The sequence below is a fragment of the Changpingibacter yushuensis genome (genome assembly GCF_014041995.1).
Lineage (GTDB): Bacteria > Actinomycetota > Actinomycetes > Actinomycetales > Actinomycetaceae > Changpingibacter > Changpingibacter yushuensis.
In genome coordinates this window covers 2,013,444-2,038,711 of sequence record NZ_CP059492.1, presented here as the reverse complement: position 1 = coordinate 2,038,711, position 25,268 = coordinate 2,013,444, and the positions used below count along the sequence as shown (strand labels likewise).

The following is a 25,268-nucleotide window of genomic DNA, read 5'->3' as shown; positions in this document are numbered from 1 at the left end:
ATTGTCCAACGCGGAGTTCGTGCATCAGCGCGCGCAATCAAGAGCGTTAGGATTCACTACCAAAGAGAAGTGATACTCAGGGGGCACATATGGCAGACGGTAATGGCGGCGTTCTTGCAAGCATTTCGGAGGCAGGCGTCAGCTTGTGGCTGGATGACCTTTCGCGCCAACGCTTTAATGATGGAAGTCTAGACGAGCTGATTGCGCGCATTGAGGTGGTAGGCGTGACCACGAATCCGTCCATTTTCGATGCCGCCATATCAAATGGCGCGGTGTACAACGGCGCCCTCGTTGCGGCGAACACCGCAGATCCAGAGCAAGCCGCCTTTGCCGTCATGATTGAGGACGTGGCCAAGGCATGTGACGTGTTTGCGCCCGTGTTTGAGGCAAGTGATGGCCGCGACGGCCGCGTCTCCATCGAGGTCTCGCCGCTTCTGGCGCACGATACGGCCGCCACGGCCTCCCAGGCGGTGGAGTTGTGGAAGAGGGTCAACAAGCCCAATGCGATGATCAAGATCCCGGCCACGAAGGCAGGCTTGCCGGCTATCACGGCTACGATCGCCCAGGGTATCAGCGTGAATGTCACGCTCATCTTCAGCCTGGAGCGCTACCGTGAAGTCATCGATGCGTATATGGCCGGCCTAGAACTGGCGATTGCCGATAACAAGGATCTCTCCCAAATTCGATCGGTAGCATCGTTCTTCGTCTCCCGCGTTGATACGGAGGTTGATCGCAGGCTCGCTGAGATTGGCGACGACGCCGCCGCAGCGTTGCGTTCGAAGGCAGGACTCGCCAACGCACGCCTCGCGTATGAGGAGTTTGAGAAGTCGATTGCCACAGAGCGTTGGCAAGTGCTTGAAGCGGCCGGGGCCAATGTGCAGCGCCCGCTGTGGGCGTCCACTGGTGTGAAGGACCCACGCTTGCCGGGCTATCTGTATGTGGCTGGGCTCGTGGCGCCAAGCGTGGTCAATACGGTGCCGGAAAAGACGCTTCTGGTGACTCGCGATGAGGGCGTTTTCGAGGGTGACACCATTCACGGAACCTACGACGATTCTGCTCAGGTGTTCGCGGATGTGGAGAAGGCCGGCGTTGATTTCGAGGATGTCACGCGCGTGCTCGAAAGTGAGGGAGTGGACAAGTTCATTGCCTCGTGGAAGTCGTTGCTCGCGACCGTGGAGAAGGCCCTAGCGCAGTAGTGCAGAATGGCACGATATGGCGGTTTTAGTGCCACTGTGTGACGATTGTGGAAGGGTGCCACGTGAACGCTGTGGCACCCTTCGCAGCGTCCATGATCTGAGACCGTTGTCCCACCCTTTGAGCACAGTCCTAGCATTGAATCCATGACACGCTCTCTTGATCTCGCCGTTATTCCTGGCGATGGCATCGGCCCCGAAGTAGTAGCCGAAGGCCTGAAAGTCCTTGATGCCGTTCTTGCCGGGACTGATGTAGAGGTCAGTACGCAGAGCTACGATCTGGGAGCTGCCCGGTGGCATCGCACGGGCGAGGTTTTGCCTGATGAGGAGCTCGAATCCATCAAGGGGCATGACGCCATCCTTCTGGGCGCAGTGGGCGATCCTTCCGTTCCGTCCGGAGTCTTGGAGCGCGGCCTGCTGCTCAAGCTCCGCTTCTCTTTGGATCAGTACGTCAACCTTCGCCCCAACAAGTACTACCCGGGCGTTCCCACACCGCTTGCCAACCCGGGCGAAATCGACTTCTTGGTAGTTCGCGAGGGTACCGAGGGCCTCTACTGCGGCAACGGAGGCGTGCTGCGCGAAGGCACCCCACATGAGGTCGCAACTGAGGTTTCCGTCAACACCGCGTTTGGTGTGGAGCGTGTGGTGCGCTACGCGTTCGAAAAGGCAAATGCGCGTCCGCGCAAGAAGCTCACCTACGTTCACAAGCACAACGTGCTTGTGAACGCCGGCCACCTGTGGCGCCGCACGGTTGAGGCCGTTGGCGCAGAGTACCCCGAGGTGAGCGTGGACTACCTGCATGTTGACGCCGCAACAATCTTCCTGGTCACCGATCCAGGCCGCTTCGACGTCATGGTTACCGACAACCTGTTTGGTGACATTCTGACGGACGAAGCAGGTGCAGTTACCGGAGGCGTAGGACTGGCAGCATCGGGCAACATTAATCCCGAAGGTGCCTTCCCCTCCATGTTCGAACCCATCCACGGTTCGGCCCCCGATATTGCTGGCAAGCAGTTGGCAGATCCCACGGCAACCATTGCTTCCGTGGCGCTCCTCCTGGACCATCTGGGATTTGCGGAGCAAGCACGCAAGATTGAAGCAGCAATCGACGCCGATATGGCCGACCGCGCTGCCGCCGCGGAAGCCGGCGCCCCGCTGGTGCGATCCACCAGTGAAGTAGGCGAGGCGATTACCGAACTGCTCGTCTGAGGGGTTGCACAGCTTCGCAGGCGAACGCAGGTGAGCAATCCTCACCTGCGTTTGGTGCATCTGGCTGGCATCCCGATTCTTTCCGCCACCCTCGTTCGACTGACCCAGACAGAGAACGAACGTCGCGATCCATATTTGAGTACTCTTGAGACCAGTCACAAGAAGGGACTGTCATGACAACGTCGTTTACGCCCACGGCTCTGGAAGTAGCAGCAGCCGAGGCCGTTCCGAGCGCCGATGAACTTGCTGGAACGTATGAGCTCCAGCCCAACAACAACAAAGCCACGCAAGAGGTCCGTGAAGCCAAGATGGCTAAGCTCTTGTTTGGTAAGGACTTCTCCGATTCCATGGCGCATGCCACTTGGACCACGGAAGATGGCTGGCACAACCGGGCCATTGAGCCCTACGGCGCCTTGTCGCTAGATCCGGCGGCCGCGGTGCTGCACTACGGTCAGGAAGTATTCGAAGGCCTCAAGGCCTACCGTCACGATGATGGTTCCATCTGGACGTTCCGGCCCACCTACAACGCGGCTCGCCTCAACCATTCAAGCCGCCGCCTGGCAATTCCCGAACTCACACATGAAGATTTCATGGCATCGATCGTTGACTTGGTGCGCGCGGATAACGAATGGGTGCCTGATGTTCCTGGTTCCTCCTTCTACTTGCGGCCGTTTATCTTCGCTTCCGAGGCCTTCTTGGGCGTGGCTGCGGCATCGCGCTATGAGTACTACGTGATCGCATCTCCATCCGGCCCCTACTTCACTCACGGATTCCAGCCGATCAACGTGTGGGTTGAGCCCACCTACCATCGCGCTGGCCCGGGTGGAATGGGAGATGCCAAGACGGGCGGAAACTACGCCGCCTCTTTGCTCCCCAAGGTCAAGGCACACGATGCCGGCTACGATGAAGTGCTCTTCCTCGACGCTAAGACGGACAAGAACCTTGACGAACTAGGCGGCATGAACGTCTTCATCGTCATGGCAGATGGTTCGATCAAGACTCCACAGCTGACAGGCAACATCTTGGCAGGCAATACCCGCTCCTGCATCATTCAGCTGCTTCGCTCCCAAGGTCGTAGCGTCACCGAGGAAACGATTCCTCTGGCAGAACTGCTTGAAGAATTCGGTTCCGGTCAAGCAGTGGAGATGTTCGCGTGCGGCACCGCAGCAGTGGTCACCGCGATTGGCTCCTTGACCAGCGAGGACTTCCACGTGAAAATCCCAACAGGTCCCACCACGAAGAACATCTACGACGAACTCACGGCCATTCAGCTTGGCCATGTTGAAGACACGTTCGGCTGGACCTACCGCCTGATGTGAGGATGGACCGTCACGTGCACGGCTCCCCGCCGGTCAGGGGGCTCCGGTACTTCCCAGCCCTGAAGGATGCATCATGAAGATCGACGTTTACGACGTGACTCTGCGCGACGGTGCGCAGCAGGAGGGCATCAACTTGTCTGTCTCAGACAAGTTGGCGCTCCTGCCGCTCATCGAGTCAATTGGTGCGGACTATATTGAGGGCGGGTGGCCCGGCGCCATTCCGCGGGATACCCAGTTCTTCGCTCAAGTGGATCAGAGTTCGCTTCACACTGCGAAGCTGACTGCTTTCGGTGCCACCCGCAAAGCTGGGTTGACCGCCGCCACCGATCCCCAGATCGCCGCCTTGATCGATTCGGGTGCGCCCGTTATCACGCTGGTCGCAAAGTCAGACATCCGCCACGTGGAGCAGGCCCTGCGTACCACCCCCACGGAGAACCTTGCGATGGTGCGCGATTCGGTGGAGTACGTGCGTTCCCAAGGCCGCGAGGTCATGATCGACGTCGAACACTTCTTTGACGGCTACCGATTCGATCCGGAGTACACCACATCCGTTGTGGCCGAATCGTTTGCCTCCGGCGCAAAGTGCGCTGTGCTCTGCGATACAAACGGTGGATCCTTGCCCCACGAGGTCTTCCACATCGTTCACGAGTTGCTGGAACGCCTGGCCGCCGTTGGTATCACCGATCCGTATCTGGGCATTCACGCGCACGACGACGCCGGATGCGCGGTTGCGAACACGATCGCTGCGGTACGCGCTGGGTGCCGTCAGGTTCAGGGAACCATCAATGGCTACGGAGAGCGCACCGGCAACGCAAACCTACTCACGATTATCGCGAACCTCGCGTTGAAGACGGACTTCGATGTTGCCACACCAGAAGAGCTTTCGCAGCTGACGTCCGTATCTCACACAGCTTCGGAGATCACAAACATCTCTCCGTATGGGCGCCAGCCATACGTGGGTGCGTCCGCGTTTGCGCATAAGGCTGGCCTGCACGCCTCAGCCATCCGGGTCAATCCAGATCTCTACCAGCACACTGATCCATTGGCCGTGGGCAATGACATGCGGATGGTCATTTCCGATATGGCCGGGCGCGCATCCATCGAACTGAAGGCCAGAGAGTTCGGAATCGATCTGGCTGGACGCAAGGATGCCCTCATCGCGATCACAAACCGTGTCAAAGCGGCTGAAGCTCAGGGGTACACGTACGACGCTGCGGATGCGTCCTTCGAACTGTTGGTGCGCGCCGTCGTCGGCGAACTTCCCGAATACTTCCAGGTCGAAGCATGGAGGGCGAACATCTCTACGTCGCCCAACTACTCCCAAGCGGGCGATACCTTCTCGGAAGCCACAGTCAAGTTGTACGCGGGCGGGCGGCGCTACATGCGAGTGGGGGAGGGCGTGGGCCCTGTTGAGGCGCTAGATCGTGCGCTGCGCACCGCGTTAAAGAACGTGTACCCCGAACTGCTGGCCATCGAACTCATCGATTTCAAGGTGAGAATTTTAGACACCCACCAGGGCACGGGTGCGACCACCCGCGTCATGATCGAACTGTCGGACGGGCACAAGGTGTGGCACACGGTGGGCGTTGGTGCCGACGTCGTCGAGGCCTCATGGGAGGCGCTGACCGACGGCTACATCTATGGGCTGATGCGTGTTGGCGTGGAACCTCGCGTTGATGAACCGAGCGGGGATTGTGAGTAACAGTTCTGCGGCCGCACGCACTACGCAATTTCGCGCGGCCCGAACACCGCGGTGCCAACCCGGATGATCGTAGATCCTTCTGCGATCGCGATATCCATGTCATGAGTCATGCCCATGGAGAGCTCGGTAGCGCTCGCGATACCCGCCGCGATTAGGGAATCGCGAAGCGTGCGCACGATCTGAAATGAGTGTGCGATCCCGGCCGTATCCTCTGTGTGTGCGCCGATGGTCATGAGGCCAACGATGCGCAAATTCGGTAGCTCGAGAACCTGACTGGCAAGTTCGCTGACTGCTGCTGGCTCGATCCCGTACTGGGATTCGGCGCCTGATGAGTTCACTTGGAGCATGACGTCGAAGGGGCCGTGAGCCTCCCCGGAATCCCGCCGCACCTGTTGGAGCATATTGATGCGCTTGGCCAGCTTGATCGAATCGAGCGTTTCAATGCACTGCGCGTACTGAACGGCTTTCTTGGCTTTGTTCTTCTGGACGTGCCCGATCACATGTGTGCGATGAGCGGGCGCGTTGGCTTCCTGAAGTGCGGTTTCGGTGGCCTCGAGCTGTTGAATTATGTTGTGGCCCATGAGCGTGCCGCCCGCGGCCAGTGCCGCCATCACACGCTCTGGTGCCTGATATTTGACGGCCAGTTCAATTGCTACGTCAGTGGGTTTGCGCCCGGCATTGATGGCAGCTTTGGCCACCTGCTCCTGTAAGGCTTGGAAGCGCCCGGCGATCTCTTCCACGGGCGGCACAACTGTGAGGTCCACAGCGTCTTTCATCTATCGTTCTCCCACCGAAATAACGGAGAGGCGCAGGCTGTTTTGTTCGTCAGATGCATCCAGATCCACAAGCGCCCAGAAACCCCACGAACCATCACCTCGTCCATCATCAAATGTTTGGCGCACCAGCCACAGCCGGCCCTTCTCATGCGCGTCAGCGATGCGTTGAGCGTGCTCCGCGTCCATTCCCGCGTCAATAAGTGCGGAAGGTTCGACGGCGTCGTCGACCTCAAAGTATGCAGACCCACGCGCGGCGTTATCAATACCCACGCTCTCATACTCATCGAAATAGGAATCGGTGGCATCAGCCCAAGCGTCGCCGTCCCAGACTGGCGCACCCGGCCACAACGGGGCACTGGCTAGAGTATCTAGGAGGTCGTAGTCCTCGCGTTGGAGGGCCTCCACACGGCGGAACATGGCGTTTCGTACGGCGGTCCGAAGGGCATGCCGGTTGCGCGTGAACGCAACGTTGCCATCGGAATCGGCACCGAAGGCAAGCTCGCGTTCTCCGCCCTTGGGATCGCCTTCAAGTTCCGTAATTTCTTGTGTGGTCAGCGTTCCGTCCCGCAGCGCTTCCCATTCATCGAGCAAGGATGAATCCACGGATCGCACCAACGCGCCGAGCCAGTCGATGATCGCGTCGAGTTCCTGCGTCCGCGCCTCAAGCGGAACGGTTTGGCGGAGAGCCTTGTAGACATCGGTGAGGTACCTCAGTACCACGCCCTCTGAACGTGCCAGATCGTATGTGGAGATGAGTTCGGAGAACGTGAGGGCCCGCTCCACCATCTCTCGAACGACCGATTTTGGTGAGAGCTCGTATTCGTCTACCCACGGGTTTGTCTGACGGTAGGTTGCCAACGCGGCCCGAAGCTCCTCTGCGAGAGGTTGAGGCCACATAATCTGGTCGGCTTCGGCCATGCGTTCGTCATACCCCATACCGGCGGCCTTCATCCGGCCGATAGCTTCGCCCTTCGCTGCGCGCTGCTGCGCGTAGAGCAAGGGGTTGGGGTTTTCCTGCACCGACTCCATTACGCTGACCACGTCCAGCGCATATTCTTCGGATTCCTTGTCAAGAAGTGAGAGCGCGGCCAGAGCGAATGGCGCCAGCGGAGAGTTGAGTGCGAAATCATCGGGAACTTCGTGCGCGAATCCAATTGCTGACTCCCCAGGATGAGCCTCTTGCCATTGCAAATCGTGATGCACTAACACGCCGGCCGCATGAAGAGATGAGTAGATCTCTACCTCGCGACGAAGCAGAGGGTTGGATTCGCTTGTGGGTTCGTGGTTATCGGTGAGGAGTTTGGTGGCGGCTGCCACCGCATCCCCGGGGCGCTGCAGAATATTGAGGATCATCGCGTGGTTGACGTGCATATGCGACGTCAGAGTCTCTGGTTCGGCGGTCTGAAGGTAGTCAAAGGTCTTCTCAGACCACAGCACCACACCTTCGGGTGCCTTCTTCTTCTGAATCTTGCGTAGCTTCTTTGGATCATCGCCCGCCTTGGCTATCGCCCGTGCGTTCTCTATTTCGTATTCGGGTGCTTGCACGACGACGTCGCCGACGGTATCGAACCCTGCGCGCCCGGCTCGCCCGGCGATTTGGTGAAACTCTCGAGCCGAGAGATGACGCGACTTGGTTCCATCGAACTTAGACAGCGATGTGAGAAGGACCGTGCGGATCGGCACGTTGATACCCACACCAAGCGTGTCAGTGCCACAGATGACTTGGAGGTGGCCTTGCTGGGTGAGGCGTTCAACCAGCCTGCGGTACCGGGGGAGCAGGCCAGCATGGTGAACTCCAATGCCGGCCCTCAGCAGTTTGGAAAGGGTCTGGCCGAACCCGGGGCCAAATGCGAAAGACCCTATCGCAGCCACGATCGCTGCCTTCTGCTCCTTTGTGACGAGGTTTATTGGCAACAGCGCCTGAGCTTGCGTGACGGCTTCCTTCTGAGAAAAGTGCACCACGTATACAGGGGAGCGGTGAGTGACCGTCATTTCCTTCACGAGCTCGCCCAGAGGCTCACGGGAGTAGAAGTAGCTGAGAGGTACCGGCCGGGGTGCATCCTTGATAACGGACACATGGCGGGATGTGCGGCGCTCGATGTCTTGCTCAAGGAACGTGGTGTCGCCGAGGGTTGCGGAGAGCAACACGTGTTGGGTGGAGGAGAGTTCCAGAATCGGAACTTGCCAAGCCCAACCGCGCTGAGGATCACCATAGAAATGGAACTCATCATGAACCAGCACGCCGATGTCTGAATCGTCTCCGTTGCGCAGAGCCATGTTGGCCACGATCTCAGCGGTGGCACACACAATCGGCGCACCGGCGTTAATCGATGAGTCACCGGTAACCATGCCGACGTTCTCAGCACCGAACACGTGAATGAGGTCGAAGAACTTCTCTGAGACAAGCGCCTTAAGCGGAGCGGTGTAATAGGCAGTCTTGCCGTTTGCGAGCCCGGCAAAGATGGCGGCGAGCGCCACCATCGATTTCCCCGAGCCCGTGGGTGTGGCAATGATCAGGTGGTCGCCCTCAAGGGCTGCCAGAAGAGCTTCTTCCTGATGTGGGTACAACGGACGTCCGGTGGAATCAGCCCACTGTGTGAAGGCGTCATAGATTGAATCCGGTGTGGGATCGATGCCGAATGCGTCCTCGAGCTTGTCGAGTGCAAGGTTGAGGGCTGGTTGAGGAGAAACGCGAATCCCTGGGGACTCTGAAGAGGAAGCGGCCACCTATCAAGGGTGCCATACTGCGGGTTTCGATGCTGAGCGGAGAGCATCGCGGAGCACGTGACGAACCTGACTCGAACCACGTGAAACATTGATATCGCGCCGAAATGTAGGTTGGCGTGAGGCCTCAAAGAAGCGCAGGACCTGAAAAACGCGACTCGTCGATTTGCCTGAATCCGCGAACGTGGGTAAGTTATTTCCTTGTCAGCACCGCTAGCTCAACTGGCAGAGCAATTGACTCTTAATCAATGGGTTCAGGGTTCGAGTCCCTGGCGGTGTACAGAATATGAAACGCCCGGCTGAAAAGCCGGGCGTTTTGCTTTGCACCGTAACGCTACTCAGAACAGCGAGGCGGCCATGGGGTTTGAATGGGGGTTAAAGGCCAAAAGTGGTGTTTTTATTTTGGTGGGTGTGTTGCGGTTTAGTGTGATCGTCCTGCCCAGCCTTTTCGGGGCCAGAGGCCTTCTTCTTTGGTGAGTGCGGTGTCGTAGTGGACGGGCATGTCCCCGACGGTGGGTTTGAGTTTGGCTTTGGTCTTTCTCTTTGGGATTGTGCGGCGTTGTGGCCTGCCAGCTGTGTTCCATTCTCGGAGTATGTGGCTGGCTGATTGAGGGTTTTCGGTTGTGGAATGCAGGTACCAGTTGATCATTGCTTGCATGTGTGTTTCCGTCATTCCCCGATGTGCGTAGGTGAGTGCGCGGATGCGTGAGTTGATTGATTCGACAGGGTTCGTGGTGCGTTCCTGTGGCGGGTCGAAGTCGAGGAAGGCGAAGAGGCTTCCCTCTTGTTGGAGGCGTGCCAGGCGGTGGTAGACACGCCTGTCACGTTCATGGGTGTACCACCATGTTCGCCCTTCCCGACGCTGGGAGGCCGGGACATCACGGGCCCAGGTTCGTTCCGTGAAATAGGCCTGGTACTGGGTGTGGAGCTGGACAAGCAGACCAGACCAAGCCGCTGCTTCCTGCCGGGTTTTGACTTTCAAGAGTCGGATGGATAAGCCATAAAGAGCTTTCCCTGCAGGGGTGGCAGGACGGTGGGTCAGATCGCGTAGGTTGTTGCGGTGAACATGGACCAGGCAGCGTTGAACAGGAGTATCAGGCCACAGGTCATGGAGGGCTTTCAGGGCTCCACCGGCCCCGTCGGTGGTGACAAGACAGGGAGGAGCGATCTGGTCCAGTAACGCCATGTAGGCGGCTTTCGTTTCGCGTGTCGTCCACTGCCAGGTAACAACATGACTCTGGCTACGAGCGATCAGCAGGCACCAGCCGTAGGGAAGGTAGATGCCGTCAATGAAGACTTGGGAGTAGACCTCGCCTGTTGGTTCTACCTGCGGAGTAGGAATGCTCCAGCACCATTGCCAGTCACGGCGCTGAGTTCTCAGGCTGGTGCCAGTCATGTGTGCCTGTGTGCTGGTGCCCGTCACATATTCAAGGAATCGGGTCAGAACAGCTGTGTCGGTAATATCTGGCCGTCCAGCACTGAGGCGGTGTGGATCTTGGCCGCAGGTCGCGCACCGGTATCGGATTCTTCCGTTGCGGTACCCATTCTTCAGGACTGGGCCACACGCGCAGATGGAGCAGGGTCGTGTTGATCGTTGTCTTCCCACACACCCATATGCAGGCATTCCAAGGCGCTACCACATAACCAGAGGAAAGTGGGAGAAGCAGACACAATCACGCCTCATCTTGCCTCACAAGCAAGACGATCCCGACCTTTCCCCACCATCACACCGAAAACCCAGACATAAAAACACCAATCCTGGCCTTTAACCCTTGAATGGGGGGTCGAACTGACCGCTGCGTAGCTTCCGTCCTGAGAATGTGGATCCAAGGTTCTCTTCCTGGGTAACGCACTGACCATGAAACGCCTGGCTGAAAAGCCAGGCGTTCTGCATGTAGGTGCAACTCTGTTCACGAACGGAAGAGCTTGGGGCGCCTCCTCGAGGTGTCAGTCAGGGTTCTGAGTGGGCCGATTATGGGACGGTGCAGTCCCATTTCGTTGCAAACTCTGACTCTCATGTTCTCGATTTGGTTCATATTGTAGCAACGCGAACGACCCTTCAGGCTGGATCTGTACCGGTACCATTAAGGTCAGGCTCCCCTTGTGAAATGCTGTCAAACTCGTGAGAAAAGGCAGAATTGGCGAAGAAAAGATCTTGTTACAAATGTGGCATATATCAGTCAATGAGCTGCTCAAATTGTACCTCGGGGTGAAGAAAACACTACAGTAACGTGATTAGTGGAAAGATCTACCAAACTGACAAGATATGAGATCGTTACAATCTGACTGTCGAGTTATCGAAGTGTTACAGCTAAAGTGTGAATCAATAGTGGCGTGAGTCTCTTCACGTTATCAACGATTTATTCTGGGAGGTGAGAACCAGAATGCACAATTTGCGCAAATCTCGACTTTTAGCATTTGCTGTGGCGTTCGGCATGTTGATCGGCCTTATAGCGTCCATGGTTCCTGCGTTCGGAGTGGACGCAACATCAACTGTCGCTGCTGCAGAGGACTCTGCGGCATCCTCTGAGCTTTCTGTGCAGGATGCAGATTCTGAGGGATCTGAAGATGCCACCACTTCACCAACACCGCAATCCACCACAACTACAACTGCGGCGCCGGAAGTTACGACTCCAACCACAACTCCAACCACGGCCCCCACGTCGACGGCCACAGCTTCGCCGACGCCATCAGGTACGCAGAGCACCACGGCCGCAGAGCCAGATCAAGTTACCGCGGCACCGCCAGACAGCGAATCAGACCTCTCAAGCAGTGACGCGCTTATCACGTCAGACGACGTGGCAATTACTCCGTTGCTCGCAGGCCCGGATGGTTCAGGCTTGACTGCTCCCTATGTGTACTGGAATGTCCAGACGTCCAGCGGCACAAAGGTCGGTGGAGCTACGGTGACATTGCAGGGCCCGCGCGCGGGACGCACCAATTGGGGATCTTCGATATCGGTGCTGGACAACACAGGTCAAGCTGGCTACAGCGGCGCGGATGTGGACACTGATCCCGGTGAGTTTGCCGTGATGTGGATCGGCTCCCATCGAATTTCCGACTCAAATAGGTATCGGATTCGTCAAGAAACACCACCGGCAAGCTACAGCTTCACAGCGGGGGACGATTGGGATACGATCTCCGGCAACTCGAACTCGCCAAGCGCCGGTCAGTGGAATAACCGTGTTCACGGATTCAGCTCCATCCTCGTGGGCCAGAACGGAAGTTACGCCGCACAGTGCAGTTCGGGATATGTGTATGGCGTCAGTTCATCAGGTCAGATCCAACAGATCACCCCGGCTGGTGTAGTGACAAACATAGGCTCCAGCGTTTCTGGTGCCAACAGCTTTAATGGCCTCGGCATCGGCCGTGGCGGCGACCCAATCTATGGGTACAACAGGTCAGGAAATCAGGCGGATAACGCGACGATCTACAAGTTCAATACCGCGACAGGGGCATGGGCTTCCGTTACGTCGGCGTATGACACCAACCTGGGAAACGGACTTGTTACCGGAGCAGTGGACCTCAATACGAGCGTCTACTACTTCGGAGGGTTCACAAGTAACGGCTCGCAGTTCCATCTGTGGAAGCTTGTGGGCACAAGTGTTCAGTATGTGGGCTACTTTCCGACAGGATCAACGGCTACAGCCCAGAACGGCGACATGGCTTTTGACTCACAGGGAAACCTGTTTGTTGTCAGAGGAAGCGGAGACACGACTACTGTCTATAGCCTGACTGCTTCGGATCTAGGCTCGGCGACAGGGGGGCGGATAACAGCTTCTCAGTCAGCGAGTTTCACCACTGAGTCAAACGTCAACGGGGTCACCTTTGATGCTAGTGGCAGGGGTTATCTGGGGACCAATAACACTGTCTATTCATACACGATGCCCAACTGGACGGGCAGTACCAACGCGATTACGAGTGGAACTTACTCCGGAACGGATCTGGCCTCGTGCTCGTCACCGGCGACCATCGAAGTCGAAAAGGTCGTCAACGGAAGAGTCGATCCGAGTGACCAATTCAAGTTAACGCTTCGGCAGGGCAGCACCGATCTTGGTACGGCCGAAACCTCTGGTGCATCTACGGGTGTACAGACTCAGCGGATTGGACCTCTCCCGACCGCGCGGGGCGTGACTCTGACCTTCTCGGAGGTCATGACAAGCGGATCGGTATCGTCTTTGAGTAAGTACGCCGCTCAATGGCAGTGCACGGTTGATGGGGTGGCCATCAGCGGTGCCAACGGCACGGGTAGTAGTGGAACTGTGACCATTCCGGCCACGGGTGCTGCAGTTCTCTGCCAATTCACAAACTCTCCTCTGGTTGCCACTGTGCACGTGAACAAGTTGATTCAGGCGAATGACGGAACCACGTCACCACGCAGTGGCTGGATCGTGGGGTCTGTGGCATCGGCAACCACCGGGACTGTCTCTGGTGAGCCAAGTGCTACCACGCAGGCAACAAACAGTTCGGGAACGGCCACGTGGAGCTACACATTTGGTGCAGCCACAGGACGAGCTTCGGTAGTTGTCTCTGAGCAACCTAGTGATGGGTATCAGTTCGTCTCCGGCCAATGTGACATTACAAAGGCAAACGGCGACGAATCCACGGTTTCGCTCAGTTCAGTGACATCCGCTCCTATTACTGGTGTTGGACCTGGAGACGTACTTGACTGTACCTACGTCAACAAGGCGTCACCTGGAACCTTTGCCATCATGAAGGCTTTTGACAACTCGGTGCCGTCAGGTTCAGGCAACTCTACGGTTTTCACGGGAGACTACAGCTGCCTCATCTCTGGCCAGGTCGTTGCAACCGGAACATGGACAAGGACCGGCACGGGTGCGGCGACGCTTACACCCGCGGCGGGATCGCCAGCGGCCAACGCTATTCCGGCCGGAGCAACTTGTTCAGCCACTGAGAATCAGCCTACGGGCAGCGGCGGATTGCCGAACACCTCGTACGAATGGGATACCTACTCCGCGAGTGCCGCAGTCCCTATTTCTTCCAACCAAACTGGCACAGTAACTGTCACAAACAAGGCCAAGCGGATCTATGGCAACTTCTCCGTGACGAAGTTCGTGCCGGTAAGCAGCACTGTCGACAGCGGAATGACGTTCACGGGTACGTGGACGTGCAGCCTTGGTAATGAAGTCAAGACAGGAACCTGGGGCCAGATCGCCGCGGGTGCCACGTGGACATCAACCAACGCAGATGCGATTCCACTTGGCGCCACGTGTTCTGTAGCTACTGAGGTTCGCCCCGGTTCTCCTGTTGCTGGGGACCCGTCATATGTGTGGGACGGTGATGCAGACCTTGGTACGTCTGTAGCTGCAGTCAACACCACTCCGCTCAAGATCATCACAGTCACGAATAAGACGACTCGCGTTCTGGGTTCTGTCACGTGGACCAAGGTCGACGGCGAGGGCATCACGCTTAGTGGCTCTGAATGGTCAGTGAAGGGGCCGGGTGCTTCGGGTGAGACTGTCGCAGTCCTTGATTGCACAGGTGCTCCGTGTGCCGGGCCAGACAAGGATCCCGTGGCAGGGCAGTTCCGCATGGAGAACCTCTTGTGGGGCGAATACACCCTGACTGAAACAAGGGCACCGGCGGGCTACTACCCGGCTGATCCAGTCAACTTCACGATCGGGGAAGGTTCCCTCGATCTCACGCTTGAACCAATTGTCAACCTTCCGATTAACGGTCCGGACCTGCCCCTCTCGGGCGGAATCGGACGTGACGCATTCTTCATCGGTGGAGCTCTCGTCGTCGTGATGGGGCTGGGTGGTATGGGCCTCGTGCGCCGCCGCAATCGCCGTTCGCAGGTTTGATCCTTCCAGACCCAACCTTCTTCAGATCACCACATGACGGCGATCTTGCATAGCTTGCCAATCCAACGAGTCTCGTTCTCAGCTCAGCCGCACAGGCGGCTGAGGTAAGAAAGGAAAACACATGTCCACGAACAGAACTAGGCTGCAGCGGTTTGCTGCAGGCGTAGGTGCTATCGCCGTCGCAGTGACCGGCGCACTAGCCATGGGAGTCGCTTCGGCCGACGAGGGTGACAAGGCAGTCGCCTCCAACGTCGCGCCCGGGCAGCCTGGGGCTCCAACAGCTGGAACTCTGACAATTAATAAGTACTCGGGAGGCCACACCGCCACTCCGGACCCGGATGACCTCATGGACGGAGTCGAATTCACGGTGACCCGGGTTGGACGATTGGTTGCGGGAGTGTGTACCCCGATTGATCTGACGGTCGACTCCCAGTGGGCCGGCCTCACGGACTTGTTCGATTCAGCACCAGCAGCGCCCACTGGCGACTTCTGCCCCACAACCACAACATACGTTGATGAGACAGTAGACGGTCAAGTAGTCTTCGACTTGCCAGTTGGTATCTACTACGTTGTAGAGACTGGAGACAATGGCGGAAACAACATTGTTTCGAAGGTTCCTAACTTCTACGTCTCAATCCCAACTTCCGCGGGTGAAACTGCCGATGGCTGGAACTACAACGTTGTGGCCGACCCCAAGAACCAGGTAATGGACGCGCCATCCAAGGTCATCGCTGAACAACCATCAGCCCTAGTGATTGGCAGTACCGTCACGTGGACCTTGACGGTGCCAGTTCCAACGTTGAACAACGATGAAGAGTTCACCGAAGCAGTTGTCAAGGATGTCCTAGACCCGCGGCTTGCCTATTCATCGTCCGTTGTGAAGATCAATGACAATACGATTTCGGCAACGAACTACGTGTTCGACCCAACGGGTCTCACATGGACGTTCAACGATGATGGCAGGGAGTTGCTTGATGCAGCTCAGGGCGGCACAATCACCATTGATCTGGTCACAACGGTCACATCTGTAGGTGACGGTGCGATCCCCAATGACGATTACTCGAGCACATTCAACGGCACGACGGTTCCCGGCGGGCCAGTCCCGTACACCTACTGGGGCCAGTTGAAGGTCCTCAAGGCCGATAACTCGTCGCCTGTCAAGTACCTCAAGGACGCAGAGTTCACGGTGTACTTGCCTAATGCAGGTGGCCAGTGTGAAGCAACCGCACCCACTACTGGCGCGATTGCCACGGGAGTATCCGATGCAAATGGTGTTGTGCAGTGGGCTGGTGTAACGCCAACTAACGTGCTCGGGCTGTGGATCGCGAACTCCAATACACCTCTAACTGCCCCCACGAAGGACTACTGCCTATATGAGACAAAGGCTCCGGCAGGCCACACCGCCTCCGCAGCCGGGCAAAAGGTCACTATCTCGGTTGGCACGGCCGCAGTGAGGGAAGTGACGGTAGTCAACTACAAGACCGATGGCCCAGACCTTCCTTTGACCGGCGCGCAGGGAACGGCCGCCATGACCATCGGCGGCCTCCTCCTGGTGGTTGTGGGTGGAGGAGCGATCGCGGCATCCCGTCGTCGTCGTAACTCAATGTCCTGAAGCCATCCCTTAGCGAACTGACATGAGCTGGCGGCGGTGCCGAAGGTACCGCCGCCAGTCTCATAAACTGACTTGGAAGGCAGAGCGATGAGTGTCGATACGGCCACAACCGGCAATACTGTTCACAAGGATCGGACATGGAGATTCCCGTGGCTACCATTCGTGGCTTGCCTCGTAATCCTGGCCGGTGTGGGTTTGTTTCTCTATCCTCATGCCGCTTCGTGGTTCTCACAGAAAGAACAGTCGCGGGTAACAGAACTTGCCCAGGAGGCGCTGGAAAGCCCTCCATACGATGACGCCTCTTATCGTGACAATGAGCTTTCGCTCGCCCACGCTTACAACGATGCGCTCGCTTCCGGTGCAGTCTACCGGGCGAACGAACGGTTAGCTACGGGCCAAGGTGATTCAACCGCCCTCGGGTTCACCTACGATGATCTGCTTAACAATGCGGACCACGGATTCATGGGCAGACTGCAGTACTCTGCGCTGGACATTGATCTGCCGATCTACCATGGCACGAGTGATGAGACTCTTGCGATAGGGGTCGGGCATTTGGAAGGCACGTCACTGCCAGTAGGTGGGGTGGGGACACGTTCGGTTCTCACAGCTCATCGCGGGCTGCCTTCCGCTACGTTGTTCACGCATTTGGATCAAGCGAAAGTGGGGGATACCTTCACTATTTCGGTCCTAGATCAAGTTCTCACCTACAAGGTCATTGAGTTCCAAGTGATTGAGCCGTCGGAAACCAAAGAGATCCTCGCGGATCCTGATCGTGACCTCGTCACGCTCGTCACCTGTACTCCTCTGGGGATCAACAGCCATCGAATCCTTGTTACGGGGGAGCGGATTTCGCCCACGCCGCTTCAAGATGTTACCGCGGCTCAGGCGACATCGGATCTACCCGGATTCCCGTGGTGGGCGGTCGCACTTGGCGGTTCACTGATCATCGCTGCCGTCTACATATGGCGTTCGGGGTACTCGCTTGGACCGGCGAAGCCCATCGGTGAGGACCAAGCTCTTTGATGGAGCCTTAGCTTTCTTGGGTGCCGGACGCACGCCTTTTGGTGAGCATTTCGCACAGTTTGCGCTGTTTGGCGCAGCGTAACTGCGCCTGTATCAAGAGTGAATGGGCGGGATCGTCTTCTGGAGAGAAGCCGGCCCGCCTAAGCGCATGGATGAGGCAGCGATCTCTGGCTCACGTGGGCGCTCAGAGATTCCAGACGAGTGGAACTAGGATGATCTTTACGACGATCGAAAAGGCAAATAGCGCCGCATATGCCGAAGAGATCCGTTCATCGGCCACCTTGGATTCGGCCGCATACAATACTGCCGGCTGACCGAGGAAACCCGCCACGCCGCCTGCGGTTCGCGGCGCTGAGAGCTTATTGATCCACTTCCCGGCTACCACAACGCCCAAGCAAGAAACGAGGGCCACCACCAGCGCGAGGAGCCCTGCCCGCCACGCCATCGACGATGTCAGGACCGAGGCGAACTTGGGCCCTGCCGTCAACCCGAGTCCTGCCAAGAAGAGCAGCAGCCCGAGCTGGCGGATGGTCAGGTTGGCTGCTTCAGGTAGCGTCCAAATGATCGGGCCCGTCTTGCGTAGCGCGCCCAACATCATTCCAACGATCAATGGCCCTGCCGCTGGCCCGAGCGAGAACTGCGCACCACCGGGCATCGGTAACGTAACGGTCCCAAGGAACATTCCCAAGACCAACCCTAAGCCGAGTCCCAGAGCGTCGATCTCAGAGACCTGCCGTTCCGAATCTCCAAAGAAGTCTTGGACCGCATCCAGTTGGTCCCGTGGTACCACGACGGCCACCCGGTCACCCATCTGCAATGCAAAATCGTCGCGGGCCAAGAGATCCAAGTCTCCGCGTTTGACCCGGGTAACGACCGCACCATAGGTGGCAGGCAGGTTCAGTTCAGCAATTGTCCGCGATGCAAGGTCGGGGTTGGAAACGACAATTCGTTCGAAGTCAACGTTGCTTCGATCATCGGCCAAGTGGATATCCAGAATAGTGCCCACATGCTGTGCGGCAGCTTCTACGTCGGCTGGCACACCTACGATCACGACTTCGTCGTCGACCTCCAAATCTTCACCGGGAATAGCAACACGCACAGTGTCGCCACGGTGAAGGTAGGAAATACGCACCCGCTGTTCCCGCCATTCGGGAATATTGCGTAGATTGACATGCCGATTCACGCACACTGATATCGATGTGAGGCCTTGGCCCACCAGCGAAGGCGTGTCCTTTTCGCCACGCCAGGCACGCCCGGAAATCATCGAAACTACGAGGATGCCCACCACCACACCGATCGGATATCCGAACGCATAACCCACCGATGGTTCACCGGAACCAGCGATGCGGCTGGCGGCGTCGAGCGCAGGAGCGGCCGTGAGGGCGCCCGTAAACAAGCCGGTGGCCAGCGCTCGCGGAACATCGAGGAGCCACGCAAAAAGGAGTGTCACCACTGCACCAAGCACCGAGCAGACCGCGGCCGTAGCCATGAGCGGGAGCTGGCGGCGCACCTGACTAAAGAACGCCGCACCCGCGCCCACGCCCACCGTATATACAAACAAAGCGAGTCCGAGCGACTGGACGATTGCCATGCCGTCGCCCAGTTCAGGAGCAGCTGCCGATAAGGCGAGACCAATGAACAGGGCGCCCGCGGCTCCCAACCTCACCTTCCCAAATGGGAAAGCGCCCAGAATCGCGCCACCTGCAACAACAATGAACAGGGTGAGAAGAGGGTTATCCGCCAGGATTTCGATCATTTGTCCTTGGTCCCTTTATGACATACGGATGCGGCACTCACATGCTGCTGCGATCGCCGAGACGTACGATGGCGGCAGCTCGCGTGCCAGAGACGTTCGCCTCAACTTGTGCATTCTCCATCATACTGAGCGAACAATGCGCGTGATGCTCACCGGATTCAGTAAGATTGGAAACATGTCTGCTCCAATCGTGACGCTCATTACAAGCGCCGATCTTCCGCACCTTGATCCTGACGAAGCCGGTTTGCCCGATGCGCTGCGAGAACGCGGCCTCGAGCCACGGATCGAAGTCTGGAGTGACCCCTCGGTTGATTGGACCAAATCGTCCCTCAACGTCATGCGATCCGTACGCGATTACGCCAAGGATCGCACCGCCTTCCTGGAATGGGCAACATCGGTTCCGCGGCTCCTTAATCAGCCATCGGTGATCAGGTGGAACTCTGACAAGCATTACCTGCGTGAGTTGGCCAAGCGTGGCTTGCCCACCATTCCCACCACGTGGTTGGAGCCGGAAGAGCATTACTCGAAGCATCAAGTGCACACGCGTTTCCCCGCGCACGGCGACTTCGTGGTCAAGCCAGCCGTATCATCGGGCGGGCGCGGCACCGGGCGCTACACAGCTACTGACCCCCTGTCCCGCGGCGAAGCCATTCGCCACGCGAAGCACGAACTGGACAAGGGCCGCTCCGTCATGGTGCAGCGCTACCTCTCAGAGATCGATCGCAGTGGCGAAATCTCGCTCATTTACTTGAACGGCGTTCCCTCCTACCGCGTGGACAAGCAAGCAATGCTTCATCCTCGTTTCCGAGCCGGCGATACCGTTCAAGAAGAAGTGGTTGTTGGAACAGCCACCGCTTCCGAAGCCGAATGGCGTTGGGGTGAGGAAATCCGCAGCGCCCTACACAGCTATATTGCAGACGAATCCGGCCGCGATGAACTGCTGCTGTATAACCGCGTGGACTTGGTGCGCGGTGGGCCGGACGATGAACACGAGTTCTACGTCCTGGAGGTTTCTCTCATCGACGGCTCCCTTTATCTCTCTGCAGATCCAAGCCACATGGCCAAGTTCGCCGACGCCGTCGCGATGCGCGCTTTTTGGTGACAAGACTATAGCGGCTGGATGTGCGGCGTGATAAGCGGCGCATTCTGGTTGGGAACTGGTGAGCATGGCGCGCCCAAGAAACCTTGAGAAGCGAGAATCAATCCGCATCATTGCGGAGAGATTGATGATGGAGCACGGCTACCGCTCCACGTCATATGCCATGATCGCCGAACAAGCTTCGGTTCCTCGCGCACAGGTGCAGTATTACTTCCCAAAGAAGGCGCAGATCGTAACGGGCCTTCTCAATAGGGCGCTAGATCTTTCCATTCGTTACATTGACACATACGGTTTGCGGGGATCTGACGGCTACGCGACGCTGTTCCGAGCCGGCCAGATCTACTTCACGTTCCTGTTTCAAGATGAACAGTTGCGGCGACTCACCTTGGATGTGATGGCCGATCGCGAGATCTCTTCTGAACTCCTATTTCTCAACCAACGGTGGGCAGATGATTTCTTGAGTCCCAATCTGCGGGTTGAAGGCGAGTCTGAAGAAGCCTTCGCAATGGTCGTAGGCGGAACCTATGACCTGTGTTATCTCCACCTCAGCCGCGGTGAGAAGGTCGACGTCGTCGGCACTGTCCGGCGCATGCTGATCGCGTTCATGACGCTCACGGGCACTGGGGCTGCGGATGCCCGACGTGTACTAGAGGGCGCCGAACTGGACGCGAAGAAGACCTTTGACTTGGCACACAAGATGCGGCGAGAACTCCCGGAGATGCCGCAGTCCTGAGATGGGCTGTGTGGGCCTGTTGTGTGAGGTGCTGGGCGCTTGTGTGCTGGGTGCTGGGCGCTCGTGTGCTGGGTGCCGGGCCAAGGTGTGGCTCGAAGCGATCTACGGCATCGGGCGGAGTGCGGGTTCGGGTGCGTTCTGCGCAGTCTTGCGTGGTAGGCGCGCAGTGGCCACAACATTCCAGACTGCGCCAACCACCGCAATTGCACCAAGGAAGAAGTACCCGGGTTCGTTGAACACAGCAGCAGCCTGCGTCCAGTAGCCAATGCGTGGGGCAAACGTGAACAGCGTGCCGACGATCACGAACCAGCCAAGCACAATCGAACCACCCCAGCGGCTGCGGCGGCGTTGAACGATGAGAAGTGGGAACACAGCCACCATGAAGTTGGTGGACATCGTAAGGGTGAGCAGCATCGGATCACCTATTGCGATGCGTGCAATAACGAATAGTGCGACCGCGAGGACGTAGTAGGTAATTCCACGAGTCCACGCAGATCGTTCGCTGACGGGGCCATCGCTGTAGGTACCCCAAAGCTCATCGCGTTCGTGTCTGACGGAACGGTATAGGCAGTATAACTCGATGAAGACGAACACAATGCAGCCGGCCCACATGACCTTGAAGGTCCAAAAGTCCACTTCGTAGAACCACTGGTGGAATAAGAGCACGAACGTCAGATCATGCGCAAAGTACCACGCATGCTGGTAGAAGTGCCACGGGGATAGCTTCTCCCGGATCTGAAGCGCGATTGCGTAGAAGTACTGGGCGAACCCGATCACCCAGACCATGACTGCCGCAATTGAGAATGCAGTGGGATTTTCCGCTGTTCGGCTGACAACTTCATCGATGGTGTACATGGTGGCCCATTTCCTGCTGTGACTGGCGCCTAGACCTCAATGTTATACGCGTATGGAAAACACTAATAGCACTCCACCTTTTTGGCAACAGGGTTTGGGGAAAGATGGTGGTGGGCCCGCAGCGGCGGTGGTAAGACCTGCAGCGGCGGTGGTAAGACCTGCGGCGGCGGTGGTAAGACCTGAGCTAGTGGTGGGTGTCACGATGCGGCGATTCGGCACAACGCAGTTCGTCAGATATAGTTGTTGTTCGTTGCTGGTATTCCAGTAACCAATGGTGGATGTAGCTCAGTTGGCAGAGCACCTGGTTGTGGTCCAGGGGGTCGCGGGTTCAAGTCCCGTCTTCCACCCCAAACGGGTCAGGTGTGAACTTGCGACCAAGGGGCCACCCTTGGTCGCGGTTCGCGCCTGGCCCATTTTCTTCGCCTCGGCGGCCCAGCTCAGGGCGTCGGCGTGGAGGCCGGAGAGGCTCAGTCCGTCATACGGGTTCCGGTAGCCGACGCGCACGTCGTTGTCCTCGTCGATGTAGATCGCCCTGAACAGTGCTTGGTTGCACAGTCGGCGGTTCGCGTCGTCGGCGTGCTCGTAGAGGTCGGCTGCGTTGGACAGCAGTTTCAGCGAGTCGTCGAGGTTCGCCCGCGCGTCGGCATAGTGGCCGTGGTGAGCGGTGATCCGGTGCTCGATGGTCTCCAACGACGCGGTGATCCGGTCCTGCTCCTTCTTGAGCAGGTCGAGCGGGATGGCTCCGGCGTAGTGGGCTTGCAGCAACTTCTGCTGCTCGCCTTCGAGTTGGGTTCTCCGGGACGCGAGGTCGGCAAGTTCGGCGGCTCCTTCGGCCATCATCTCGTCGAACCGGGCATGGATCATCGCCGAAACCGCCTGCGTCGTCTCGGGATCGAACTGCACCTTGGCATAGAAGCGCTCGATGAGCCGTTCGACCTGCTCGATGAGCATCGCCTGCCGGGTGCAGTCGCCTCTGCCACCATGCCTGCTCGCGCACACGAAGTACGGGTAGATCGTGCCCTGGCTGCTCTTGGCGTTGCACACCAGTAGCCGCGAGCCGCACTGGCCGCAGAACACCGTCCCCTTCAAGTAGTGCTCGTGGACTTGCGTTGCATCTGCTGCCCAGCGGTGCGTGCCGAGCACGGTCTGCACCTAGTCCCACACCTCGTTGGGGACGATGGCCTCGTGCGCTCCGGCATAGGTCACGCCCTGGTAGCGGACGCTGCCCTTGTAGTACGGGTTCGTCAGCATCCGATGCACCGACGACTTCACGATGGGTCGGGACGGTCGCCGCGGCGACGCCGCTGTCGTGAGCCCGCGCGCTACGAGCTCCTGGTGAAGCTGGCTCGTCGTCCAGTCGCCGGATGCGAACACCTGGAACGCCCACCGCACCAACGGGGCTCGCTCCTCGTCGATCTCGACGGTGCGTACTTCCCGCCCGAACTCGTCGCGCACGCCGACGTTGCGGTAGCCGATGGGTGCCTTCGTCACGGTGCCGCCCTGCGCGGCCTTCTGCGACAGACCCTTGACGACCTCGGTGGCGAGGTTGCGGGAGTAGAACTCCGCGATCGAGGACATGATGCCGTGCAGCAGCATCCCGGACGGGGTCTCGTCGATGTTCTCCGTGGCCGACACCAGCGTGACGCCGGCGTCCTTGAGGGCGAGGTGGATGGTCACGTCGTCGGCTCGGTTGCGGGCGAGCCGGTCGACCTTGTGGACGATGCAGTAGTTCGTCTTGTGCTTCGCGACGTACTGGATCATCCGCATCAGTTCGGGCCGGTCGGCCTTGCGCGCGGACTCGCCCGCGTCGACGAACTCCTCGATGATCGTTGCTCCGAGCTGGTCGGCCTTGCGCTGGTTCGCCTCGCGCTGGGCCGGGATCGAGAAGCCCTCCGCCTGGCCGCCCTTCTCCGCCTGCTCCTTCGTGGAGACCCGTAGGTAGGAGACGGCGAATGATCCGGGGAACGGGGTGGGCGCTACGAGGCTGTCTATCGCGGTTCGGTCCGCGTCGATGATCGTCATGGCTCTTCTCCACAGTCACTGGTCCTGCCGACGCGGACTTGTGAGAGCGGATGTTGATCGTGAGAAGAGCCCGAAGGCTGTAGGACTAGGCCGAGTCGGCCACATTTACTTTGCCTCGCCGTGGCGGCGAAGCGCTAGGACCACAACATCCGCCATCCGCGACGGATGCCTCCATTCTACGACGACGCGCTCGCGGAGGCACGAGGGCGCTTCGGTCGCGTCGATCCCTCCGAACGGCACGCTCCCGACTGTTGGAGCGCCAGGCGGATCAGCAGCTCGCAGAGCTTGTCCAGGTCGGGCGGCTCGTGGAACTCGGCGCGGATCGTCAGCTCGCGCTCGCTCTGTTGACGCTGCCCGGTCTTCCGTTCATAGCGGCGCGCCACGATTCACACCTCGCCCGTCTCCGGGTCGATGCCCGCGAAGAAGGCATCCTCTGCTTCCTGGCGCGCATCCACCATGTCGATCACGAACCGAACGAAGTCTTCGTCGCGATCCGTGATCGGTGAGTCCTCGATGGGCTGAGTGGGGTCTTCACCGGGCCAGCTCGTCTGGCGAGTCGGGCGGTCTCGGTCGAGCCGCGTACCGCAGGCCGACACCCAATCACGAAGGCGGGCACGGGCATCGGCGAAGTCGCGGTGCCAGCCGAGCGGTGCCGACCCATTCTGCTCGGGGTCGTATGCGCACAGCCAGTGCAGGTGCAGCGCCGACAGTTCCCAGAGGAGCTCGGGGTGACGGTGCCAGTAGGGCGGAACGACGCTGGCCGGAAGTCCGTAGGTGTGGCGAAGCCAGTCCACCCAACGGTTCAGTTCGAGCAACTCGGCTTCGAGATCGTTGGCGGTCAGCAGATTCCAGTTGACCGGATGCGGCGGCTCGGGCACGTCGAAACGCGGGGACGCGAGACCTGCCTCGGGTGGCATGTCGTCGTGCTCAGGGTGGAACTGATCGCTCATGGCGGGATCGCTCACATTCCGATGGCAGCCGCGGTGGACGGCGCGGCCTGCTGAGGTCCGGTGAACGCCGCGGCGTCTCGGCCGGAAGTGCGTTCGCTGCGATCCACCTCGTAGCGGTTGCGGGCGAGGTCGTGTCCGATGCGCGTCGCGATGAACTCCTCGCCCTCGTACCGCTGGCCGTTGCGCTCGTAGGAGTAGTCGCGCACCCGTCCGTCGGCGATGATGTTGTCGCCCTTGGCGAGCCGCTCGGCTCCCTGCTCGGCAGCACCGCGATACGCAATGAGGTCGTGGAACGTCGTCTCCAGTTGCGTGAAGGAGTTGTCGGGCTCCTTGCGGTAGTGCTCGATGCCGACCTTCATGTAGAGCCGTGCGTCGCCGCGGTCGGTGTAGCTGAGCTGCGGGTCCGAGGCGACAAAGCCGGAGATGGACTGGTGGGTACGAATGGCCATGATGGCGTCCTCCTGAACTCG

18 protein-coding genes, 2 tRNA genes and 1 pseudogene are annotated in these 25,268 nt (G+C 58.8%); 11 read left to right on the top strand and 10 right to left on the bottom strand.

Annotated features, from left to right (window positions below):
- Positions 1 to 89 precede the first annotated feature (89 nt).
- The 4 genes from tal (at position 90) to cimA (ending at position 5,423) form a co-directional block, all read left to right on the top strand.
- Positions 90 to 1,196: a transaldolase gene (tal, locus tag H2O17_RS08955; RefSeq protein WP_182049365.1), complete on the top strand. Its 1,107-nt coding sequence runs from the start codon at positions 90 to 92 to the stop codon at positions 1,194 to 1,196.
- A 144-nt stretch (positions 1,197 to 1,340) separates the two neighbouring features.
- Positions 1,341 to 2,402, top strand: coding sequence for a 3-isopropylmalate dehydrogenase (locus H2O17_RS08950; RefSeq protein ID WP_182049364.1), 1,062 nt, complete (start codon positions 1,341 to 1,343; stop codon positions 2,400 to 2,402).
- 173 nt (positions 2,403 to 2,575) lie between these two features.
- Positions 2,576 to 3,721, top strand: coding sequence for a branched-chain amino acid aminotransferase (locus tag H2O17_RS08945; RefSeq protein WP_182049363.1), 1,146 nt, complete (start codon positions 2,576 to 2,578; stop codon positions 3,719 to 3,721).
- Positions 3,722 to 3,794: 73 nt separating this feature from the next.
- Positions 3,795 to 5,423: a citramalate synthase gene (gene cimA, locus H2O17_RS08940; protein ID WP_182049362.1), complete on the top strand. Its 1,629-nt coding sequence runs from the start codon at positions 3,795 to 3,797 to the stop codon at positions 5,421 to 5,423.
- Between the two features lie 20 nt (positions 5,424 to 5,443).
- On the opposite strand, the gene H2O17_RS08935 is transcribed toward cimA, so the two are convergent.
- Both H2O17_RS08935 and H2O17_RS08930 read right to left on the bottom strand, forming a co-directional pair.
- Positions 5,444 to 6,199 (bottom strand): YggS family pyridoxal phosphate-dependent enzyme, encoded by a 756-nt coding sequence (locus tag H2O17_RS08935; RefSeq protein WP_182049361.1) that lies wholly within the window; start codon positions 6,197 to 6,199, stop codon positions 5,444 to 5,446.
- The gene (locus tag H2O17_RS08930; RefSeq protein ID WP_182049360.1) at positions 6,200 to 8,926 is read right to left on the bottom strand and encodes a DEAD/DEAH box helicase; all 2,727 of its coding nucleotides are present in this window, start codon (positions 8,924 to 8,926) and stop codon (positions 6,200 to 6,202) included.
- A gap of 204 nt (positions 8,927 to 9,130) precedes the next feature.
- Here H2O17_RS08930 and H2O17_RS08925 point away from each other — a divergent pair.
- Positions 9,131 to 9,203 (top strand) — tRNA-Lys (locus H2O17_RS08925).
- A gap of 141 nt (positions 9,204 to 9,344) precedes the next feature.
- On the opposite strand, the gene H2O17_RS08920 is transcribed toward H2O17_RS08925, so the two are convergent.
- The gene (locus H2O17_RS08920; protein ID WP_246311178.1) at positions 9,345 to 10,547 is read right to left on the bottom strand and encodes an IS1249 family transposase; all 1,203 of its coding nucleotides are present in this window, start codon (positions 10,545 to 10,547) and stop codon (positions 9,345 to 9,347) included.
- Positions 10,548 to 11,316: 769 nt separating this feature from the next.
- Here H2O17_RS08920 and H2O17_RS08915 point away from each other — a divergent pair.
- From H2O17_RS08915 to H2O17_RS08905, 3 genes are all read left to right on the top strand, one after another.
- Positions 11,317 to 14,748 (top strand): DUF5979 domain-containing protein, encoded by a 3,432-nt coding sequence (locus tag H2O17_RS08915; protein ID WP_182049359.1) that lies wholly within the window; start codon positions 11,317 to 11,319, stop codon positions 14,746 to 14,748.
- A 121-nt stretch (positions 14,749 to 14,869) separates the two neighbouring features.
- Positions 14,870 to 16,360, top strand: a complete 1,491-nt coding sequence (locus H2O17_RS08910) for a SpaH/EbpB family LPXTG-anchored major pilin (protein ID WP_182049358.1) — start codon at positions 14,870 to 14,872, stop codon at positions 16,358 to 16,360.
- Positions 16,361 to 16,447: 87 nt separating this feature from the next.
- Positions 16,448 to 17,383: a class C sortase gene (locus tag H2O17_RS08905; protein WP_182049357.1), complete on the top strand. Its 936-nt coding sequence runs from the start codon at positions 16,448 to 16,450 to the stop codon at positions 17,381 to 17,383.
- 184 nt (positions 17,384 to 17,567) lie between these two features.
- Here H2O17_RS08905 and H2O17_RS08900 read toward each other — a convergent pair whose 3' ends face one another.
- The gene (locus tag H2O17_RS08900) at positions 17,568 to 19,139 is read right to left on the bottom strand and encodes an aspartate:alanine exchanger family transporter (protein ID WP_182049356.1); all 1,572 of its coding nucleotides are present in this window, start codon (positions 19,137 to 19,139) and stop codon (positions 17,568 to 17,570) included.
- A 175-nt stretch (positions 19,140 to 19,314) separates the two neighbouring features.
- Between H2O17_RS08900 and H2O17_RS08895 the strand changes: the two genes are divergently transcribed.
- Positions 19,315 to 20,241, top strand: coding sequence for an ATP-grasp domain-containing protein (locus H2O17_RS08895; RefSeq protein WP_182049355.1), 927 nt, complete (start codon positions 19,315 to 19,317; stop codon positions 20,239 to 20,241).
- A 64-nt stretch (positions 20,242 to 20,305) separates the two neighbouring features.
- The gene (locus tag H2O17_RS08890; protein WP_182049354.1) at positions 20,306 to 20,971 is read left to right on the top strand and encodes a TetR/AcrR family transcriptional regulator; all 666 of its coding nucleotides are present in this window, start codon (positions 20,306 to 20,308) and stop codon (positions 20,969 to 20,971) included.
- Positions 20,972 to 21,073: 102 nt separating this feature from the next.
- On the opposite strand, the gene H2O17_RS08885 is transcribed toward H2O17_RS08890, so the two are convergent.
- Complete coding sequence (locus tag H2O17_RS08885) at positions 21,074 to 21,826, bottom strand: hypothetical protein (RefSeq protein WP_182049353.1); 753 nt, start codon at positions 21,824 to 21,826, stop codon at positions 21,074 to 21,076.
- A 274-nt stretch (positions 21,827 to 22,100) separates the two neighbouring features.
- Between H2O17_RS08885 and H2O17_RS08880 the strand changes: the two genes are divergently transcribed.
- Positions 22,101 to 22,176: transfer RNA gene (locus H2O17_RS08880), tRNA-His, on the top strand.
- A gap of 625 nt (positions 22,177 to 22,801) precedes the next feature.
- Here the strand turns inward: H2O17_RS08880 and H2O17_RS11835 are convergent.
- The 5 genes and pseudogenes from H2O17_RS11835 to H2O17_RS08860 form a co-directional block, all read right to left on the bottom strand.
- Positions 22,802 to 22,870, bottom strand: a pseudogene (locus tag H2O17_RS11835) (hypothetical protein); the annotation flags it as partial.
- 108 nt (positions 22,871 to 22,978) lie between these two features.
- Positions 22,979 to 23,848 (bottom strand): recombinase family protein, encoded by an 870-nt coding sequence (locus H2O17_RS11550; protein WP_220456749.1) that lies wholly within the window; start codon positions 23,846 to 23,848, stop codon positions 22,979 to 22,981.
- Between the two features lie 176 nt (positions 23,849 to 24,024).
- Positions 24,025 to 24,231, bottom strand: a complete 207-nt coding sequence (locus H2O17_RS08870; RefSeq protein WP_026926258.1) for a hypothetical protein — start codon at positions 24,229 to 24,231, stop codon at positions 24,025 to 24,027.
- 3 nt (positions 24,232 to 24,234) lie between these two features.
- A complete protein-coding gene (locus tag H2O17_RS08865) occupies positions 24,235 to 24,813 on the bottom strand; it encodes a hypothetical protein (protein ID WP_026926259.1) in 579 nt (192 codons plus the stop codon).
- Positions 24,810 to 25,247, bottom strand: a complete 438-nt coding sequence (locus H2O17_RS08860) for a single-stranded DNA-binding protein (RefSeq protein WP_182049352.1) — start codon at positions 25,245 to 25,247, stop codon at positions 24,810 to 24,812. Before H2O17_RS08860 ends, H2O17_RS08865 begins: the two co-directional genes overlap by 4 nt.
- Positions 25,248 to 25,268: the final 21 nt, after the last annotated feature.

Bases quoted from the DNA above. Each gene is read 5' to 3' on its own strand.
- tal (WP_182049365.1), top strand. From the start codon at position 90: ATGGCAGACGGTAATGGCGGCGTTCTTGCAAGCATTTCGGAGGCAGGC.
- H2O17_RS08950 (WP_182049364.1), top strand. From the start codon at position 1,341: ATGACACGCTCTCTTGATCTCGCCGTTATTCCTGGCGATGGCATCGGC.
- H2O17_RS08945 (WP_182049363.1), top strand. From the start codon at position 2,576: ATGACAACGTCGTTTACGCCCACGGCTCTGGAAGTAGCAGCAGCCGAG.
- cimA (WP_182049362.1), top strand. From the start codon at position 3,795: ATGAAGATCGACGTTTACGACGTGACTCTGCGCGACGGTGCGCAGCAG.
- H2O17_RS08935 (WP_182049361.1), bottom strand. From the start codon at position 6,199: ATGAAAGACGCTGTGGACCTCACAGTTGTGCCGCCCGTGGAAGAGATC.
- H2O17_RS08920 (WP_246311178.1), bottom strand. From the start codon at position 10,547: ATGCCTGCATATGGGTGTGTGGGAAGACAACGATCAACACGACCCTGC.
- H2O17_RS08910 (WP_182049358.1), top strand. From the start codon at position 14,870: ATGTCCACGAACAGAACTAGGCTGCAGCGGTTTGCTGCAGGCGTAGGT.
- H2O17_RS08905 (WP_182049357.1), top strand. From the start codon at position 16,448: ATGAGTGTCGATACGGCCACAACCGGCAATACTGTTCACAAGGATCGG.
- H2O17_RS08900 (WP_182049356.1), bottom strand. From the start codon at position 19,139: ATGATCGAAATCCTGGCGGATAACCCTCTTCTCACCCTGTTCATTGTT.
- H2O17_RS08895 (WP_182049355.1), top strand. From the start codon at position 19,315: ATGTCTGCTCCAATCGTGACGCTCATTACAAGCGCCGATCTTCCGCAC.
- H2O17_RS08890 (WP_182049354.1), top strand. From the start codon at position 20,306: ATGGCGCGCCCAAGAAACCTTGAGAAGCGAGAATCAATCCGCATCATT.
- H2O17_RS08885 (WP_182049353.1), bottom strand. From the start codon at position 21,826: ATGTACACCATCGATGAAGTTGTCAGCCGAACAGCGGAAAATCCCACT.
- H2O17_RS11550 (WP_220456749.1), bottom strand. From the start codon at position 23,848: ATGACGATCATCGACGCGGACCGAACCGCGATAGACAGCCTCGTAGCG.
- H2O17_RS08860 (WP_182049352.1), bottom strand. From the start codon at position 25,247: ATGGCCATTCGTACCCACCAGTCCATCTCCGGCTTTGTCGCCTCGGAC.